This is a genomic window from Sulfoacidibacillus ferrooxidans (assembly GCF_022606465.1).
GTDB lineage: Bacteria > Bacillota > Bacilli > Alicyclobacillales > SLC66 > Sulfoacidibacillus > Sulfoacidibacillus ferrooxidans.
In genome coordinates this window covers 142,082-159,820 of sequence record NZ_JALBUF010000001.1, presented here as the reverse complement: position 1 = coordinate 159,820, position 17,739 = coordinate 142,082, and the positions used below count along the sequence as shown (strand labels likewise).

General features: G+C 45.3%; 15 protein-coding genes, 2 tRNA genes and 1 rRNA gene. All 18 read left to right on the top strand.

The window, feature by feature from the left end; all coding sequences use genetic code 11:
• Positions 1-97 precede the first annotated feature (97 nt).
• The 18 genes from selA (at position 98) to mltG (ending at position 17,680) form a co-directional block, all read left to right on the top strand.
• A complete protein-coding gene (gene selA, locus MM817_RS00935; RefSeq protein WP_241711562.1) occupies positions 98-1,501 on the top strand; it encodes an L-seryl-tRNA(Sec) selenium transferase in 1,404 nt (467 codons plus the stop codon).
• Positions 1,502-1,522: 21 nt separating this feature from the next.
• On the top strand, positions 1,523-3,145 hold the full coding sequence (gene hemZ, locus MM817_RS00930) for a coproporphyrinogen dehydrogenase HemZ (RefSeq protein WP_241711561.1): 1,623 nt from the start codon (positions 1,523-1,525) through the stop codon (positions 3,143-3,145).
• 325 nt (positions 3,146-3,470) lie between these two features.
• Positions 3,471-4,757, top strand: a complete 1,287-nt coding sequence (gene hisS / locus MM817_RS00925; RefSeq protein ID WP_241711560.1) for a histidine--tRNA ligase — start codon at positions 3,471-3,473, stop codon at positions 4,755-4,757.
• A 29-nt stretch (positions 4,758-4,786) separates the two neighbouring features.
• Positions 4,787-6,556 carry an aspartate--tRNA ligase gene (aspS, locus tag MM817_RS00920; RefSeq protein WP_241711559.1) on the top strand — a complete coding sequence of 590 codons (1,770 nt, stop codon included), beginning with the start codon at positions 4,787-4,789 and terminating at the stop codon, positions 6,554-6,556.
• A gap of 62 nt (positions 6,557-6,618) precedes the next feature.
• Positions 6,619-7,650 (top strand): low-specificity L-threonine aldolase, encoded by a 1,032-nt coding sequence (gene ltaE, locus MM817_RS00915; protein ID WP_241711558.1) that lies wholly within the window; start codon positions 6,619-6,621, stop codon positions 7,648-7,650.
• 5 nt (positions 7,651-7,655) lie between these two features.
• Positions 7,656-8,939 carry a replication-associated recombination protein A gene (locus MM817_RS00910; protein WP_241711557.1) on the top strand — a complete coding sequence of 428 codons (1,284 nt, stop codon included), beginning with the start codon at positions 7,656-7,658 and terminating at the stop codon, positions 8,937-8,939.
• Between the two features lie 42 nt (positions 8,940-8,981).
• Positions 8,982-10,139 carry a cysteine desulfurase family protein gene (locus MM817_RS00905; RefSeq protein ID WP_241712254.1) on the top strand — a complete coding sequence of 386 codons (1,158 nt, stop codon included), beginning with the start codon at positions 8,982-8,984 and terminating at the stop codon, positions 10,137-10,139.
• Between the two features lie 77 nt (positions 10,140-10,216).
• Positions 10,217-10,429: a hypothetical protein gene (locus MM817_RS00900; RefSeq protein ID WP_241711556.1), complete on the top strand. Its 213-nt coding sequence runs from the start codon at positions 10,217-10,219 to the stop codon at positions 10,427-10,429.
• Positions 10,430-10,505: 76 nt separating this feature from the next.
• A tRNA-Ile gene (locus MM817_RS00895) sits at positions 10,506-10,582 on the top strand.
• A gap of 40 nt (positions 10,583-10,622) precedes the next feature.
• Positions 10,623-10,698, top strand: a tRNA-Ala gene (locus MM817_RS00890).
• 119 nt (positions 10,699-10,817) lie between these two features.
• Positions 10,818-11,096: a hypothetical protein gene (locus MM817_RS00885; RefSeq protein WP_241711555.1), complete on the top strand. Its 279-nt coding sequence runs from the start codon at positions 10,818-10,820 to the stop codon at positions 11,094-11,096.
• Between the two features lie 141 nt (positions 11,097-11,237).
• A complete protein-coding gene (locus MM817_RS00880) occupies positions 11,238-12,305 on the top strand; it encodes an AI-2E family transporter (RefSeq protein ID WP_241711554.1) in 1,068 nt (355 codons plus the stop codon).
• Positions 12,306-12,371: 66 nt separating this feature from the next.
• A 5S ribosomal RNA gene (gene rrf / locus MM817_RS00875) occupies positions 12,372-12,488 on the top strand.
• 364 nt (positions 12,489-12,852) lie between these two features.
• Positions 12,853-15,462: an alanine--tRNA ligase gene (gene alaS / locus MM817_RS00870; protein WP_241711553.1), complete on the top strand. Its 2,610-nt coding sequence runs from the start codon at positions 12,853-12,855 to the stop codon at positions 15,460-15,462.
• Between the two features lie 182 nt (positions 15,463-15,644).
• Positions 15,645-15,905 (top strand): IreB family regulatory phosphoprotein, encoded by a 261-nt coding sequence (locus tag MM817_RS00865; RefSeq protein ID WP_241711552.1) that lies wholly within the window; start codon positions 15,645-15,647, stop codon positions 15,903-15,905.
• A complete protein-coding gene (gene ruvX / locus MM817_RS00860; RefSeq protein ID WP_241711551.1) occupies positions 15,902-16,330 on the top strand; it encodes a Holliday junction resolvase RuvX in 429 nt (142 codons plus the stop codon). The genes MM817_RS00865 and ruvX overlap by 4 nt, the downstream gene beginning before the upstream one ends.
• Complete coding sequence (locus MM817_RS00855) at positions 16,320-16,595, top strand: DUF1292 domain-containing protein (RefSeq protein WP_241711550.1); 276 nt, start codon at positions 16,320-16,322, stop codon at positions 16,593-16,595. The genes ruvX and MM817_RS00855 overlap by 11 nt, the downstream gene beginning before the upstream one ends.
• Complete coding sequence (gene mltG / locus MM817_RS00850; RefSeq protein ID WP_241711549.1) at positions 16,595-17,680, top strand: endolytic transglycosylase MltG; 1,086 nt, start codon at positions 16,595-16,597, stop codon at positions 17,678-17,680. Before MM817_RS00855 ends, mltG begins: the two co-directional genes overlap by 1 nt.
• The last annotated feature ends 59 nt before the right edge of the window (positions 17,681-17,739 follow it).

The following is a 17,739-nucleotide window of genomic DNA, read 5'->3' as shown; positions in this document are numbered from 1 at the left end:
GATTTGCCTTGCTTTTGATATAATGAGAGTATAGAACCATACACAGAAAGATATCGCACACGTAGCTATAGAATAAGGATAGGGTGTGGCTATACACATGGACATAGAGCGTTACCGCGAACTACCTGCAGTACATCGGTTACTCGCACATCCAGAGGTAGAACAATGGTTAGAAGATGAAGCGCGTTCCAACGTTCTGTTAGCACTACAAGTAGCTATCGATACGGCGCGTAGACTTGTGGCAGAGGATGCACCAGATGTTGACCTTTCTGTAGAGGGGATCCTTAGTTTTGCACACCAATGGCTTGAGCAGCGCGCACAGATGCATCTCCAAAGGGTGATTAACGCCACAGGTACGGTGTTACACACCAATTTAGGACGTGCACCTCTTGCGCCAGAGGCGTTAGTGGCTATTATGGATGTCGCCAAAGGATACAGTAATGTAGAATTAGATCTCACAACGGGGGAACGGGGCCATCGCTACGATCACGTTGAACCATTATTGTGTGAATTGACGGGTGCAGAAGCTGCTCTTGTAGTCAATAACAACGCTGCTGCAGTATGGCTTGTACTTAATGAAATGGCAAAGGATAAACGAGTGGCCGTCTCCCGTGGGGAGTTAGTAGAGATTGGTGGATCTTTTCGCATTTCAGAAGTCATGCGGGCGAGTGGAGCAACGCTTGTAGAAGTGGGAACGACAAATAAAACGCATGAATATGATTATGAACGAGCGCTTGCCGATGGAGTTGACCTCGTCATGCGTGTGCATACATCTAATTTTCGCATCGTAGGATTCAGCTATCAGCCGCCACTATCTGCGCTTGTGGCACTTGCACATACAGCTGGGGTGCCTATTATTGAAGATTTAGGAAGTGGTAGTTTACTGGATTTGCGCTCGCAGGGAATTGGCGACGAACCGAGTGTGCGAGCTAGCATCTTAGCCGGAGTGGATATTGTCACATTTTCTGGCGACAAACTGCTTGGCGCTACGCAAGTCGGAGTGATTTGTGGTAAACGAGAGTGGATTGATCGGATAAGGAACAATCAATTATTGCGTGCACTGCGAGTAGATAAGTTGACGCTAGCGGCCCTTGAAGCAACGCTACGACTCTACCTTGATGAAGAAAAAGCATGGAAAAACATTCCTACGCTTCGCATGCTAACAACCAATAGTGAAGAGTTGCGCATGATTGCAGAACAGCTAGCTCGGGAAGTGACTCTTTGTGTAGGTGGGCATGCGCGTTGTCGCGTACTTGAAACCACATCAAAAGTAGGTGGTGGTGCATTGCCTATGGAAGACATCCCTACATTTGCACTAGCACTTTTTCCGATCTCCAGCACGTCATCACGACTATTGAAGGCGTTACGTGAGCAGTCGCCACCAATTATCGCGAGAATAGCAAAAGATGAAGTAATTCTTGACGTTCGAACATTATTTGAATGGGATTATGAAGAGCTTGTACAAGGAATTCGCAATGCAATGAATGCAATAGCCGAGTGAACATGGCAGATAGGAGCAACAATGATAGAAGTAGCTAAGCAAGAAGAGTCAAACTCTGCTTCTTTACAAGGCGTCATTTATGTGCGCTTCAAAGAGCAAGCTTATGAACAAGAAGTGATCCGTATGCTCTCGCTTTTTTATCCACACATGCAAGTGAAAGTGCTCGAGAGTAGTGCGATAGAAAAAACAGCAGATCAGGATGTCATGGTGCATGTGAATATAAAAAGTAGTCCAGATACAATATACGCAATCGTTAGCGTTGAAACTCTTGCAGCAGTAAAGGGAGTGGATCGATCGCGTCCACTGTATCAGTGTAAGAGTCGCCTATTAATATTGCCAGAACATGCCACTGATGTACAGATCAGGCGTGCTACCAAAAGGGCGATGGTGTATGCACTACATGAGGCACTTGCAGCGTTTACTGGCACATCTCAGCCGTGGGGAATATTAACTGGGGTGCGTCCAGGAAAACTGGTGCACGATCTCTTGTTGCATAAGCCACAAGCACCCACATGGAGTGAAGTGGTTCATCAATTACAATCTAACTATCGCATAGATGCAGTACGATCACAGTTGCTGACTGATATTGCAAAGCGGGAACTCATGGTCGTACCTGATTTGTATTCGCTCAAACAGCGCGAAGTGAGTATCTATATTGGCATTCCATTTTGTCCCACACATTGTGCGTATTGTACGTTCCCTGCTTACTCAATGGTAGACAAGGCGCGCTATGCAGAGGGATTTCTCGATGCGATGATGCGAGAAATTGAGATGGTTGGAAGGTTGTTGCGGGAGTACAAAGTTCCTGTGACTACTGTGTATATCGGGGGCGGAACGCCCACTAGTCTAAAAGCTAAGGAACTCAGTGAATTATTGGAGAGCGTAGTCACAGAAATTCCAGGACATAAGGCTTGGCGTGAATTTTGCGTGGAGGCCGGGCGTGCCGATACGATTACAAAAGATCGCGTCGATGTACTAAAAACATATGGCGTTGATCGGGTGAGTGTCAATCCTCAGACATTTCGTGCACAAACTTTAAAATTAATTGGACGAGGACATTCACCGGATATTGTGGATAAGCGGTTTCACCTTTTTCGCGAGGCCTCTTTTCAAAATATCAACATGGATCTTATCTTAGGATTGCCTGGCGAGAGTTTGAGTGATGTACAGTATTCATTAGAACGCACGCTCCAATTAGAGCCAGATGCAATAACAGTGCATACGCTATCGTTTAAACGAGCATCCGAAGTTACGGATCATAGAGATGCATATGCCGTTGCCAAAGATTCAGAAGTGTACGATATGATGGATCATGTTGCACGACAAATGAAAGTAGCTAACTATGTACCTTATTATTTATATCGGCAAAAAGATATTTTGGCTAATCTCGAAAATGTAGGATATTCATTGCCTGGTAAAGAGGGTATTTACAACATGATTACGATTGAAGAGATGCAAACCATTATAGGTATAGGGGGCGGCGCCTCAAGTAAGTGGGTGATGCCAGACGGTACGATTACACAACAGCAAAATGCGAGTGAACCGAGTGCCTACATTGCACATATGGAACAGATGCTCGAGAAAAAGGAACGGGCGTTACATCGAGTCTTATCAGCGATACAATCATTTGGACATTTGAGTTGACGTTTGGTACAATAAGTAGACAATTTAATCTGAGTCGATGATGAGGAGAGTACCTTTTGTAACTGATATAGAGAGAAGCGATCGTGGCTGCAAGTCGCTTTATCAGTGCTTGAGGGAAAGACACCTTGGAGATGTCCTATACGAAAAGTAGTGACCGGGATCCGATGTTCCCGTTATCCAATCATAAGCGCATTTGTCTACATGTCCTTCGATAATGGAAAGATGTTGTGTAGGCACTCGAAGAGGGGTGGCACCGCGGACGGTCATAGCATCGTTCGTCCCTTTGGACGAAGGGTGCTTTTTTGCGTTCATAAGGGGGGACTACATGATGGTTCAATATGCAAAACCACGTGGCACAGCAGATATTTTGCCTGATCAAGTAGCGGATTGGCGCGCGATTGAAGATGAAGCAAGGCGACTATTTGCCATCTATCATTACCGTGAAATTCGCACGCCCATATTTGAACATACGGAAGTGTTTTTGCGCGGAGTCGGCGATACGACTGATATCGTGCAAAAAGAAATGTACACGTTTATGGATCGTGGCGATCGTTCATTGACGCTTCGTCCTGAGGGAACAGCAGGTGTGGTTCGCGCTTATGTGGAAGAAAAATTATATGGGGTAGCAAATACACAAAAATTTTATTATTTTGGGCCCATGTTTCGTTATGAAAAACCACAAGCTGGGAGATATCGGCAATTTCACCAATATGGTATAGAGGTTATTGGTTCGAGCGACCCGCGAGTGGATGCAGAAGTGATCGGATTAGGGGATCACTTCTTGCGCCAGTTGGGAATTGATACGTTTACATTGCATTTGAACTCTGTGGGCTGTCCGGTGTGTAGGGCAAGTCATAAGGCACATTTGATTGAACATTTGCAGCCGATTCGAAATGAGTTATGTAAAGATTGTCAATCTCGTTTTGAAAAAAATCCACTTCGGATTCTTGATTGTAAGATTGATCACGATCATCCCGTTGTGATGAGTGCTCCTACTATAACGGATGCTTTGTGTGACGATTGTGCCCATCAGTTTGCTACTGTACAAACATATCTTGATGAGATGGGTATCACTTATGAGATTGACAAAACCATGGTGCGCGGGCTTGATTATTACACGCAAACAGCGTTTGAGTTTAAAGAAGGAAGTATAGGTGCGATTAGTACGATTCTTGCAGGTGGACGCTATAATGGGTTAATTCACGAGTTAGGCGGTCCTGAATTGCCAGGTATCGGATTTGCAGGTGGTGTGGAAAGACTGCTCCTTGCGCGCGCCGCACGACAAGAGACTGTACAGGCAAAAGATCAGGTGGATGTTGTCGTCGTGGCTATGGGTGATTCAGCTATGAATGCTTCTGTGCGTGTGCTCCACGAGTTGCGTAAAGCCCATATAACAGCGGATGTTGATTACTATGGGCGGGGAGTGAAGGGCCAGCTCAAATTGGCTGATAGGCTCAGTGCTCGCTACGTTGTACTCATAGGAGATGATGAGGTGTCTACACAAAGTGTGTCTGTGCGTGATTTGAGTACGAGAGAGCAAGTGTTAGTCGAGCAACATCGTGTGGTGAACTATCTTTTAGAACGAGTAACAAATGGTCAGAGTGAGATCTAACGTGCTGTAAGTATAGGAAGGTGGAGCTTATGGATTTCCGTACAGTGTTTTGTAATGAATTACGCAAAGAACATGCAGCGACAAATGTGGTGTTGTCAGGTTGGGTTTCGCGCAGACGCGATCTGGGTGGCGTTATTTTTGTGGATCTACGGGATCGAAGTGGGATCGTGCAACTTGTTTTTCGCTCTGACATCGATCAAACTGCATTGCAGTTAGCTGATCGCTTGCGCAGTGAATATGTGATTCGAGTCGAAGGACAAGTAGTCATACGAGATACAGAGTCGATCAATCCCAAGATTGCCACGGGTGACATAGAGATTGAGGTCACGCAACTAACTATTTTAAATGCAGCTAAAAATCCTCCATTTCAAATCGAAGAAGATATCGATGTAGATGAAGCTGTTCGTTTGCGCTATCGCTATTTGGATCTGCGTCGAACGCCTATGTTAAACACGTTTAAAATGAGGCATCGCGTATATCAAGTCATCCGGACTTACCTAGATCGCCATGATTTTCTAGAAGTGGAGACGCCAATGCTCACAAAAAGTACTCCTGAAGGTGCACGAGATTATCTTGTGCCATCGCGTGTGCATCCAGGTGAATTCTATGCTCTCCCACAATCTCCCCAACTTTTTAAACAACTGTTGATGGTGTCTGGTTTTGAACGGTATTTTCAGATCGTACGTTGTTTTCGAGATGAAGATCTACGGGCTGATCGACAGCCGGAATTTACGCAATTAGATATAGAAACTTCATTTTTAGACGCTGCGCATTTGCAAGAAATGATGGAGGAAATGATTGTTGAGATTTTTTCTTCTGTCTTAGATGTTGCAGTGCCAAGACCATTTTTGCGCTTGACTTACCATGAGGCCATGGAACGTTATGGTTCAGACAAACCAGATTTGCGTTTTGGCATGGAGTTACTTGATTTGTCGGGTATTCTTGCCGATTGTGGTTTTAAGGTGTTTCAGGATGTCTTACAAAAAGGTGGGCAAGTGAAGGCGTTACTCGCTCCTGGATGTGGAACATTTAGTCGCAAAGAACTAGATGACCTGACTAAGTTTGCCGCGCGGTATCGGGCAAAGGGACTTGCATGGATGATCGTAGAGGAAGAGGGCATTCGCTCGCCACTGACTAAGTTTTTTACAGAATCAGAGCTGCAAGCGATTCGCACGACGACCAAAGCACAAGCGGGTGATTTGCTTCTCTTTGTGGCAGACAAGAAAAAAGTTGTCGCGGATGCATTAGGAGCTTTGCGTGTGCACCTTGGTAAAATGATCGGTTTAATTGATGAAAAAGTGTTTGCATTCGCATGGGTGACTGAGTTTCCGCTATTAGAATATGACGATGATGCCAAACGGTATGTGGCTGTCCATCATCCATTTACGATGCCTATGGTAGAGGATATTGAGCTTCTTGCAAGTGATCCAGGTGCTGTGCGTGCACAAGCATACGATGTCGTGTTGAATGGATTTGAAATAGGTGGGGGCTCCATGCGAATCTATCAGCGCGAACTACAAGAGCACATGTTTACTAGTCTTGGGTTATCAGATGAATCTGCTCGTGAAAAATTTGGCTTTTTGCTCGATGCGTTTGAGTACGGTACACCTCCCCATGGTGGTATTGCTTTTGGATTAGATCGCTTGTTGATGGTCATGACTGGACAAAGTTCGTTGCGCGATGTCATCGCATTTCCAAAAACGGCAAGTGGCTCAGATTTGTTAACGGGAGCTCCATCCCCTGTTGCACAAGAGCAATTGGATACGCTGCATTTATTGACTAAAGATGTTGAAGAATAGTCGATCCATAGCATGTGTGAGTATTGTTTACAGGAAAGCAAACACAGGGAGAAGGGATTTGGATGATTGACTTGCGAAGTGATACGGTTACGCAACCAACCACTGCGATGCGCCAGGCGATGGCGCAAGCAGTCGTTGGGGACGACGTATACGGGGAAGATAAGACGGTTACAAAGTTGGAAGAGACGGCAGCACAGATGCTTGGTAAAGAAGCAGGGCTATTTGTGACAAGTGGCACGCAAGGGAATCAAGTCGCCATATTGACACACACAAAACGTGGAGAAGAGGTTATTGTTGAAGCGGATGCTCATGTTTTCTATTACGAAGTGGGGGCAATGGCAGCGCTTGGTGGGTTACAAACGCGACCGATAGCAGGAGAACGCGGCATGATGCCCCTGACAGCGATGGAAGAAGCGATCCGCCCACAAAATATCCATTTTCCAGAGACTGGTCTTATTTGTCTTGAAAACACGCACAATCGTGCAGGTGGAACTGTACTCCCACTGTCCTATATGCAATCAGTGAAAGAGCTCGCAGATCGAAATCATATACCCGTTCATCTGGATGGGGCAAGACTATTTAATGCGGTAGTTGCCTCGGGTATTTCTGCCAAGGAGTATGCTGCAACTGTAGATTCTGTGCAGTTTTGTCTATCGAAAGGGTTAGCCGCACCGGTAGGTTCTGTCTTGGTAGGTACTGCTGAGTTCATTGAAAAAGCGCGCAAATGGCGCAAGATGCTCGGTGGTGGGATGCGACAAGCGGGTGTGATTGCCGCTCCAGGCCTCATTGCACTAACGCAGATGGTTGATCGCTTAGCGGATGATCATGTGCGAGCAAAGCGTCTCGCACAAGGGCTGGCCAATATCAGAGGGATCGTAGTCGATGTGGACCGCGTAGAGACAAATATTGTGATTGCGGATGTGCGCGACAGTGGACTGACGCCAGATGAATTTTTAGCGACACTTTCTGAGTGTGGGGTTCTTGCTGCTGGATTTGGTGGTACGTTGGTGCGTTTTGTGACGCACGTGGATATCACTGATGATCATATTGATGAGACCATAGCGGCTGCTGCATTTACGACCCGAATGAGGTGAACAACATGGAACCAGACTTTCAGGTTCCGTTAGCAGAACGTATGCGCCCCCGACAATTGTCCGAATTTGTTGGCCAGCAACAATTGGTTGGTAGTGGAAAAGTGTTGCGCCGCGCAGTAGATGCGGGGCGTCTCATGTCTGCTGTATTGTGGGGGCCACCTGGGACGGGGAAAACGACGCTTGCAAAAATGTACGCACTGGCAGCAGATGCTCGATTTATAGAGTTATCTGCGGTCTCTTCTGGTGCCAAGGAATTGCGTGAAGTGTTCGCTGCTGCAGAGCAAGAAAAACGTATGTATAGTATGCAAACTGTGCTTTTCATCGATGAGATCCATCGCTATAGTAAAGCGCAGCAAGATTTATTATTACCTGCGGTTGAACGTGGTGTGGTATTTGTACTAGCTAGTACGACGGAAAATCCTCGTATATGCCTAACTCGTGCCTTACTTAGTCGCTTGCAAGTGTTTGAACTAAAGAGTTTGCAAGAAGTAGACATGGTTAGTGCAATGGAACGGGCGTTACATGATAGTGAGCGCGGGTTAGGTGCGTTCTCGATGCAGGTTGCCCCTGATGTGATTCAAGTCATGGTGCAGATGTCGGGTGGAGATTTGCGCAAAGCACTACAAATTCTTGAGGCGTCTGTTCAATATGTTTCTGCGAAACCTGACGTACATATCGTGACCATTGGCGATGTGCGAGAAGCAACGCAAGAAACGATGGCTTCATTCGATGAGTCGATTTTATATGACATGCTCAGTGCGTTTGGTAAGTCCATACGCGGAAGCGATAGCGATGCTGCACTGTATTGGTTTATGCGTATGGTTGAAGCAGGGGTAGATCCTCGCATACCTGTACGTCGTTTAATTGTACATGCTAGTGAAGATGTAGGACTTGCAAGTCCGCATGCACTTTTACAAGCTGTGGCGGCAGTTGATGCACTAATGCAAGTCGGGATGCCAGAGGCGCGGATTGTCATTGCGCAAGCAATTATTTTTGTGTGTGAGGCGCCTAAATCAAATAGTGTGGTGACGGCACTAGCTCGCGTGGAGGAGGCCATCAAGACCTATCCACATGCAAAGGTTCCTAGTTGGCTTCGCGATCGACATTTTTATCGTGAAGGCAATGATGATCGGGCGTATCTATATCCACATGATTATCCGCAGCATTATGTAGAGCAAGTGTATCTTCCTCATGAGTTGCAAGACGAGATTTTTTATGTGCCAACACAAGAAGGTACAGAAGCAAAAATTCGTCCGCGCAAATGGAAGAGGAGCACTGAGCGTTCGTAGAATGAGGATTGTGACAAGAAAGGAGTTTACTTGTTTTTGGACATGCCTGTGTACTTAGACAATGCGGCCACCACTCCTACTCATAAAGATGTGCGAGAAGCAATGCAGCCGTTTTATCGTGATACGTTTGGGAATCCGTCAAGTATTCACCAATTTGGTCAGAAGGCACACCGCGCGATGGAACAAGCAAGAGGTCAGGTGGCACGTGGGATTGGTGCTAATGTCCACGAAATCATATTTACAAGTGGGGGAACAGAAGCTGATTTTCTTGCCTTAGTAGGTGTTTTGCGCGCTACTGGTAAACGTCACTTAGTCACTACACAAGTGGAGCACCATGCAGTTCTTAACACATGTTCATGGCTTGAGGAATGGGGCTATGAGGTGACATATGTAAAACCTGGATCGAATGGACAGGTGGAGGTGCAGGATATTCTTTCAGCCCTTCGTCCTGATACAGGCTTAGTCAGTGTCATGTGGGTAAATAATGAGACAGGGGCTATTTTACCTATTGAAACGCTGGCGAAAGAATTGCAAACGAGAGGGGTTTTTCTCCATTCGGATGCTGTTCAAGCACTCCCTTCAATTCCTATTGACGTAAGCCAGTTACCTGTGTCAGTATTATCTCTTAGTGGGCATAAAATTTACGGCCCAAAAGGTATCGGTGCCCTGTATCTTCGCGATGGAACTCCATTTTCACCTGTATTGCGTGGTGGACAGCAGGAGCGGGGGCGTCGCGCTGGAACGGAAAACGTGGCTGCAGTAGTCGGGTTTGGCGCGGCAGTAGAGTTATTGTGCACTGAGAGAGAAGTTCGATCGCGGCACATGATGCAGTTGAATCGTAGATTTGTAACCTTGTTACAAGAGAAGATACCATTTGCTCGGGTAAATGGTATGGATTTTCGTGTTCCTGGAATTTGCAATGTGACCTTATTAGGAGTTCAAGCAGATGCGTTAGTGATGGCTCTTGATTTAGATGGAATAGCGGTGTCAAATGGCTCCGCATGTCATGCGGGTTCTGTAGACGCTTCGCATGTGCTCTTAGCGATGGGCATTCCAAAGGATGAAGCGCTATCTTCTATACGGATTAGTTTTTCTTCGTTTAACACATTAGCAGAGGTCGAGCGAGCGATCGATCGGATTGAATTTCATGTGCATAGGTTGCAATCTTTATTTCGAGGTGTAGATAGGACAAGTATGTGAAAGATGCATGATTTATGATTATATGTGGTTTAAATTGGATATCATAGAAGGCATAATCTATGGCGGAGGTGTGAAAAGTGGAACGGTGTCCGCATTGCAATTGTAAAGATATAGGGAAGATCGGGAATAATCAATTTTACTGTTGGAATTGCTTTATGGAATTCGCTTTAGTAGGCGAAGAAGTGAAAATTTATCATGTGGATGAAGACGGAAGTCTAGTAGCATGGGCGCCCGATGCGGGCGTTGCAATTGTAGAAGAAAGTCCAATTGTTTTATCGGAAATGCGTTAATGGCTTGACTTACTATGAATATGTATGCTATATTCCTACATGTTGTTGACGCAAGTTCTTCGAGAGTCGAAGGTTAGGGCCTATAGCTCAGCTGGCTAGAGCGCACGACTGATAATCGTGAGGTCAGTGGTTCAAGTCCACTTAGGCCCACCAGAGTATTCTTAGATTGAATGCTTTTGACTCGTCACTACATGGGGATATAGCTCAGTTGGTAGAGCACCTGCCTTGCACGCAGGGGGTCAGCGGTTCGAGTCCGCTTATCTCCACCATAGAATTTTAGTATACTGTATGATATGTTGATCTGGGCCTAGGCTCAGATCTTTTTGTTATGTAAACAACATGTATAGTGTTTGTGTAGATGTACATAGTACATGGAAGGGGTATTCAAATGATTGTGACGACAGAACGAGTCATTGTGGCAGTGGTAGCATTTGGCTTGCTATTTTACTTGCAAAGTAGAAGTAGGAAAGTGTCAGATCGCATTTTAAAGCGCATTGAGGAGCAGCGTGAGCAACGCATAGATGAAACGATAGAGTCTGAAGGAACACGTGATTATGATCAATTTGAGTTAAATCAAACCCATGTAGAGAGATTTCATCAGCTAAGGGAAAGTGCCATGCAGGATATGGAGGATGATGAAGATCCCTCCTCGAAACACCCATCCTAAGACTAGGCGTATTGGGAGTAGGATAGTTGTCCTCGTGTGAGTCTGCCCCGCTAGAAGATAACAGGTTGTAGCTATGCATCTTGTATCATATACATGTTGCGTAGTTATGCTCGTCCTGGTGTTTGAAATGGGGGCTATGGTATGAAGCTTCAAGATCGCAAAGATCGAGCCCTTTATACTGCGATTTTCGTGCTCGTAGTATTGGCGTGTCTTGATCTCATTGGACAATTGCGCGATTTTCTTTTTGATATGTGGGACATTATCTGGGCGATCTTACTGCCCCTTGTCGTCAGTATTATTGCCACATACGTATTACGGCCTGTTGTAGATGCACTTGCTGCTCGTAAAGTACCGCGATCACTAGCTATTTTAATTATTTATGCGGTTGTTGTCATTTTTATGGCGATCCTAGTGATCAATGCTCTCCCGTTACTATCCATGCAAATACAGGCCTTTATTCGTCAGTTACCGGGGTATGTAACAGCTATCGATGGGTTGATTGATCGGCTTTCGTTTGCGACAAGGATACTGCCTGATGGAGTTCGTGTCGCACTTGAAAAGACGTTAAGTGGAGCTGAAGAAGGACTTCTAAATGGGGTTTCACAAACGCTGGTCGGGGTTAAGGACATGGTGAGCGGGGCTATCCAAGCTTTTATTGTTCCATTTCTTGTATTTTACTTACTCAAAGATTACTCGTTATTTACAGCGCTTGTCGTTCGTTTATTTCCTCGTCGCTCGCGTGCCGGAGTCGAAGAGATCATGGTCGGCATTGATCGGTCGCTCGGGCGATATGTACGTGGTCAACTGTTTGTCATGCTGTTAGTTGGGGTAGCTACATTTATTGGTCTGATGATCGTTGGTATGCCTTATGCGCTCATGTTGTCTTTAATTGTTGCACTGACCAACATTATTCCGTATATTGGGCCATTTATTGGTGCGGCTCCAGCGTTATTTATGGCATTAGGAGTATCTCATGTCATGCTGTTTAAAGTGTTACTTGTCAATCTAATTGTGCAGCAGTTAGAAGGCAATGTGTTTTCGCCATGGATCATGGGGAAGACGATGAATCTTCACCCTGTACTGATATTGTTAGCGGTCATGTTTGCTGGGGAAGTAGCTGGTGTTGCTGGACTGATTTTTGCAGTGCCGATCGTTGCTGTGCTGAAGGTTATTTTTGATCATGTCTCAGAGCATGCGGTTGACAAATAAATTTCTTCATGACAAACGATACATATAGTTGACAAGCTCACGCTGTTATAGTATATTAATCGTGAGCTTGGTGATGATGGCGGAGGGGACACACCCGTACCCATCCCGAACACGAAGGTTAAGCCCTCCAGCGCCGATGGTACTTGGACCGCAGGGTCCTGGGAGAGTAGGTCGTTGCCAGGCAAGTAGGGAAGTCCAGTTATGGACTTCCTTTTTTAATTGTCACTTACATCTATGTGGGCACTTGCACAGACCATACACATTTGCTATACTCCAACTCAAATAGCGACGCAGGACAAGAGTACCTTCTAGCCCACATTCAGAGAGTAGACTTCGTTTGTGCTGAGAAAGTTTACATGTGAAGAAGTAGGGAAGCTAGTCCCAAGGCTGCACACATGAACGTGACGGATGCGCCCGTTAACGCGCGTAAAGTGATGTCGATCTCTCTATAGAGATATTGGCATAATGAGGGTGGTACCGCGTGAGTCTCACGTCCCTTTGAGGATGAGAGGCTTATTTTATTTGAGTATGAGATGGAGGGTTTAACTTGAAGGGTAGCGAACTTAGACGAAAATATGTGGAATTTTTCCGTGAAAAAGGGCATGACATTATGCCAAGTGCTAGTCTTGTTCCTCAAGATGATGCATCTTTGCTGTGGATCAATAGTGGTATGGCACCCCTTAAGAAGTATTTTGATGGACGGGTAGTTCCGCCTAATGTAAGAATGACGAATAGTCAAAAATGTATCCGTACAAATGATATAGAGAATGTAGGGAAGACAGCTAGGCATCAAACTTTTTTTGAAATGCTTGGGAATTTCTCGATTGGCGATTACTTTAAACGCGAAGCGATTCACTGGGCGTGGGAATTTATTACCGATCGTTTAGGCATGGAGGTAGAGCGTTTATCCGTCACTATTCATCCTGAAGATGAGGAAGCATACTTGATCTGGCAACGCGAAATTGGGGTTGCAAAAGAGAAAATTCTCCGGCTAGATGAAAACTTCTGGGATATTGGCGAAGGACCGTGCGGACCTAACTCAGAAATTTTTTATGATCGTGGAAAAGATGTGGGGTGTGGCCGACCGGAGTGTGACGCTTCTTGTGACTGCGATCGCCATCTAGAAATATGGAATCTAGTTTTTAGTCAATACAATCATAATCCTGATGGTTCGTATACACCCTTACCAAAGAAAAATATTGATACAGGAATGGGCCTTGAGCGTACGGCATCTGTCTTGCAAAATGTTGCTACGAACTTTGATACCGATTTATTTTTACCTATTATCCAAGAAGCTGCACGACTGATTCACGTGAACTATGGCACATCCACTGACGTGGATACGAAGTTAAAGATTATTGCTGATCATGTGCGCACAGTTGCCTTTTCTATTACAGATGGTGTTTCACCGAGTAATGAGGGGAGAGGCTATGTGATTCGCCGGTTGTTGCGCCGTGCGGTTCGAAGTGGCAAACAACTTGGGTATAGTCAACCGTTTTTGCATCAGCTTGTAGGTGTCGTGGGTGAAGTGATGGGGGACTACTATCCTGAAGTCTTGCACAAGCGGGAGTACGTGGAACGCTTGATTCGCATAGAAGAAGAGCGCTTCTTTGAAACTCTTACTGAGGGAGAAGCATTATTGACACAAGTGATGAAGCAAGTGAAATCTTTGGATCAACAGATGATTCCTGGCGATCAAGCGTTTAAATTATATGATACGTACGGATTTCCAGTCGATCTCACAGAGGAAATTGCTCTCGAAAACGGTCTTACTGTTGATCGTGAAGGCTTTACTTTAGCACTTGAAGAACAACGCACGCGTGCCCGCAGTGCAAGGCAAGACGTTGGGAGTATGCAGGTGCAGACGACTGTGCTAAGGGATTTGGATGTTGCCAGTTCGTTTGTCGGATATACAGAGTATGCAACGGTTGCGAAGATCGAGTGGATGATGGTAGAAGGTGAACCAGTCATGACAGCAGGTCTTGGCGAGCGAGTGCAGCTGATCCTTGATCGCACCCCGTTTTATGCGGAAAGTGGTGGACAAGTGTGTGATCGAGGCATGATCATCCACTCAGACTTCGAATTGCGCGTACTGGATGTTCAAAAGGCACCGCATGGACAGCATGTCCATGAGTGCGAGGTGATCATGGGGGTAGCTAAAGCTGGTACTACTGTGACTGCGGCGATTGACTTAGAGGCTCGCGCAGATATCACAAAGCACCATACAGCGACACATCTTTTGCACAAAGCGTTGCGTGAAGTACTGGGTGAGCATGTGGCACAGGCAGGGTCTTTGGTGGAACCGGAGCGCTTGCGTTTTGACTTTTCTCATGTAGGGGCAATGTCCAGGGTAGAAATGGATCGCGTGGAGCGTCTTGTCAATGAGGAAATATGGCGAGATGAACTTGTGACTATCGAAGAAATGGATCAACAAACAGCAAAGTCGCTCGGTGCGATGGCGCTTTTTGGTGAAAAGTATGGCGATATTGTACGAGTGGTAAAGGCAGGCACATATTCATTGGAACTTTGTGGTGGTTGTCATGTAGCGCGTACAGGTCAAATTGGACTATTTAAACTTGTGCAAGAAGGTGGCATTGGTTCCGGGATTCGACGCGTTGAAGCTGTTACGGGGAAATATGCGTATGAATACGTACTTGCGCAAGAGAAGCTACTATTGTCGATAGGAGAATCTCTTCGCGCAAATATTGGTCAATTGCCACAACGTGTCGAATCAATGCTGCTACACGCTAAGCAACTAGAGCGGGACATGGAGAGCCTAACGAGCAAGTTAGGGCGCTTAGAAGCGATGCAGTTACTTCAATCGATTGAACTTCTTCAAGATAGCGCTATGTTGATTGCAAAAGTAGCGGAGATGGATGTTGATCAGTTACGAGCGATTGTTGATGAATTGAAGGGACAACGTCAAGATTTATTGATGATCCTTAGTTCTGTTAAAGACGATAAGGTAGCAATTGTCGTGTATGTACCAACTGTTCTACAAGCGAAGGGATATCATGCTGGTAAGTTGGTAAAAGAAATCGCAGCTGTTGTTGGTGGTTCGGGTGGTGGGAGAGCTGACATCGCACAAGCTGGGGGTAAAAATCCTTTGCAAATAGATGCAGCACTTGCGACTGCACGCAGGTTACTCTCTGTGTAATTGAGATGATATGCTGACAGAGGTTGCGTTTTTACATTGAATCGAAAATAATAGAGAATAATGGGTAGCGATACTGTGATGCTTGGCCTGCAAATGATCTTTTGATAAAAGAGGATTGCAGGTCAAGGATGTGGAATATAGCGAGCGTAGTGAATAAGCATCGCGAAGGGAGTCTTGCCCGTATGTCTTCATTTGAAGAAACGATGCAATTTCGACTTCGGCCAGATGAGCCGAATCGAGCGGAACGTGCGCTGATGCTAGCCTATGATGCTCTGATAGAGAAGGGGTATAACCCCATTCACCAGATATCAGGCTACTTAATCTCTGGTGATCCGGCGTATATCACAAGTTTTAAAGATGCACGTGATGCGATTCGCAGAGTGGAGCGCGATGAGTTAATCGAAGAGTTAGTACGAGCTTATTTAGCCGCACGTCTTCAATGAGAGCGCTTGGTATTGATTATGGAGACGCTCGGATTGGAATTGCATTAAGTGACCCGTTATTTTTTACTGCACAAGCTTTTGAAGTGATTGATCGCAAAAAAGTTGCAGATCCTATTTTGCGCGTAGCATCCATTGTTTCGGAGCAGGAAGTCTCGGTTATCGTCATCGGATTGCCGGTCAATATGAATGGATCGATGGGCACTCGAGTAGAACAAACCAGAGCTTTTGCTAGTGAATTAGCTAAAGCTGTCGATGTTCCTATTGAGTGGATCGATGAAAGGCTAACGACAGTAAGTGCAGAAAAACTGCTTATACAGTCTGATGTACGTAGAGATAAGCGCAAAAAAGTGATTGATAAAATTGCTGCTGCACTTATTTTGCAGACGTATTTGGAGTCTAAGGGGAGAACTCGACATGATGGATGAATTACTACAAGGACGCGTGGAGCTAGTAGATGATGAGGGGAATGAAGAACCTTATCGCGTGTTGCGCGTCATGGAGATGAATGAACGGCATTATGTCGTTTTGCAATCGGAAGTAGACAAAAAGGAAGAACCATTGATTTTGCGCGTTGAAGGAAATATCGAAACTGACAATATTACGTTCTCTGGAATTGAAGATGATGAAGAGTGGGAAAATGTGGCGGAAGCGTTTGATACCATTCTTTTTGAATTGGATGATCAAAGCTGATGATAGAATCTCGTTTCGCGAGGGGGACCATCCGTCGCGTCATTTTTGTGGTCGCAGCGGTTGTGATTCTACTCGTGCTCATCATGCTAGCTGCTTTTGGTGCATTGTATTTTATAGCCAATCGACCGTCTGGCGTTCCTGGGCAAAGTAAGTGGGTGGATGTGCATCAGGGCATGGCGAGTGTAGACATCGCCGATACATTAGCATCGAAAGGTCTTATCAGTAGCCCCTTTTGGTTTCGCGCATACTTGTTTCTTACTCATCAAGGTGGGGATTTACAAGCAGGACGATATCGGTTTTCGTCTGGGATGAGTATGGTTCAAGTCATCCAAGAATTAAAACTAGGTGCTGCACAATTTAATACTGTTAAGGTGACGATTCCAGAAGGATATACTGTACAACAAATTGCTGCGGTGTTAGCACAAGATAAGGTATGTTCAGTTCAATCATTTATGTATGCTGTGCATCATGATCATTTTTCATATGGGTTTATAAAGGACATTCCGCACAACAAGTTGGTACGAGATCCGCTTGAAGGGTATTTATTTCCGGATACCTATGATTTTCTAAAAGGTGAGTCTCCGACATTGATTTTGCAAACCATGCTTGGTGAAATGAATCAAGTATTGACGCCAGAACGCCTACAAGCATTAAAGAAGGAAGATATGACGTTATCGCAGATGATGACGGTTGCGTCGATGATTGAAAAAGAAGCAAAATTGAATAGTGAACGCCCGTTGATTGCGAGTGTCATCTATAATCGTTTGCATCATCATCCACCCATGCGTCTACGCATTGATGCGACTGTTTTATATGCGATAGGGTATCATTCAACTTTGCCACCGTCGGCATTTTTAGTCAATAATCCATATAACACGTATGTGTTTTACGGATTGCCACCAGGTCCGATTGCAAATCCTGGCATTCATTCTATTATGGCTGCATTACATCCTGCAAAAACCGATTATTACTATTATGTTGCAAAAGGGAACGGGACAGGTGCTAGTTATTTTGCAACAACTTATGCACAGCAATTAGCTAATGAAGCGAAACGAGCTCAAAATCTTGCAAAGCGTCAACAATAGTAAGTCAAGAGCTATCGTATAGCCCCGCATGTTCACTGTCCTATGCGCATACAATTTTT

Bases quoted from the DNA above. Each gene is read 5' to 3' on its own strand.
- selA (WP_241711562.1), top strand. From the start codon at position 98: ATGGACATAGAGCGTTACCGCGAACTACCTGCAGTACATCGGTTACTC.
- hemZ (WP_241711561.1), top strand. From the start codon at position 1,523: ATGATAGAAGTAGCTAAGCAAGAAGAGTCAAACTCTGCTTCTTTACAA.
- hisS (WP_241711560.1), top strand. From the start codon at position 3,471: ATGATGGTTCAATATGCAAAACCACGTGGCACAGCAGATATTTTGCCT.
- aspS (WP_241711559.1), top strand. From the start codon at position 4,787: ATGGATTTCCGTACAGTGTTTTGTAATGAATTACGCAAAGAACATGCA.
- ltaE (WP_241711558.1), top strand. From the start codon at position 6,619: ATGATTGACTTGCGAAGTGATACGGTTACGCAACCAACCACTGCGATG.
- MM817_RS00910 (WP_241711557.1), top strand. From the start codon at position 7,656: ATGGAACCAGACTTTCAGGTTCCGTTAGCAGAACGTATGCGCCCCCGA.
- MM817_RS00905 (WP_241712254.1), top strand. From the start codon at position 8,982: ATGCCTGTGTACTTAGACAATGCGGCCACCACTCCTACTCATAAAGAT.
- MM817_RS00885 (WP_241711555.1), top strand. From the start codon at position 10,818: ATGATTGTGACGACAGAACGAGTCATTGTGGCAGTGGTAGCATTTGGC.
- MM817_RS00880 (WP_241711554.1), top strand. From the start codon at position 11,238: ATGAAGCTTCAAGATCGCAAAGATCGAGCCCTTTATACTGCGATTTTC.
- MM817_RS00865 (WP_241711552.1), top strand. From the start codon at position 15,645: ATGTCTTCATTTGAAGAAACGATGCAATTTCGACTTCGGCCAGATGAG.
- ruvX (WP_241711551.1), top strand. From the start codon at position 15,902: ATGAGAGCGCTTGGTATTGATTATGGAGACGCTCGGATTGGAATTGCA.
- MM817_RS00855 (WP_241711550.1), top strand. From the start codon at position 16,320: ATGATGGATGAATTACTACAAGGACGCGTGGAGCTAGTAGATGATGAG.
- mltG (WP_241711549.1), top strand. From the start codon at position 16,595: ATGATAGAATCTCGTTTCGCGAGGGGGACCATCCGTCGCGTCATTTTT.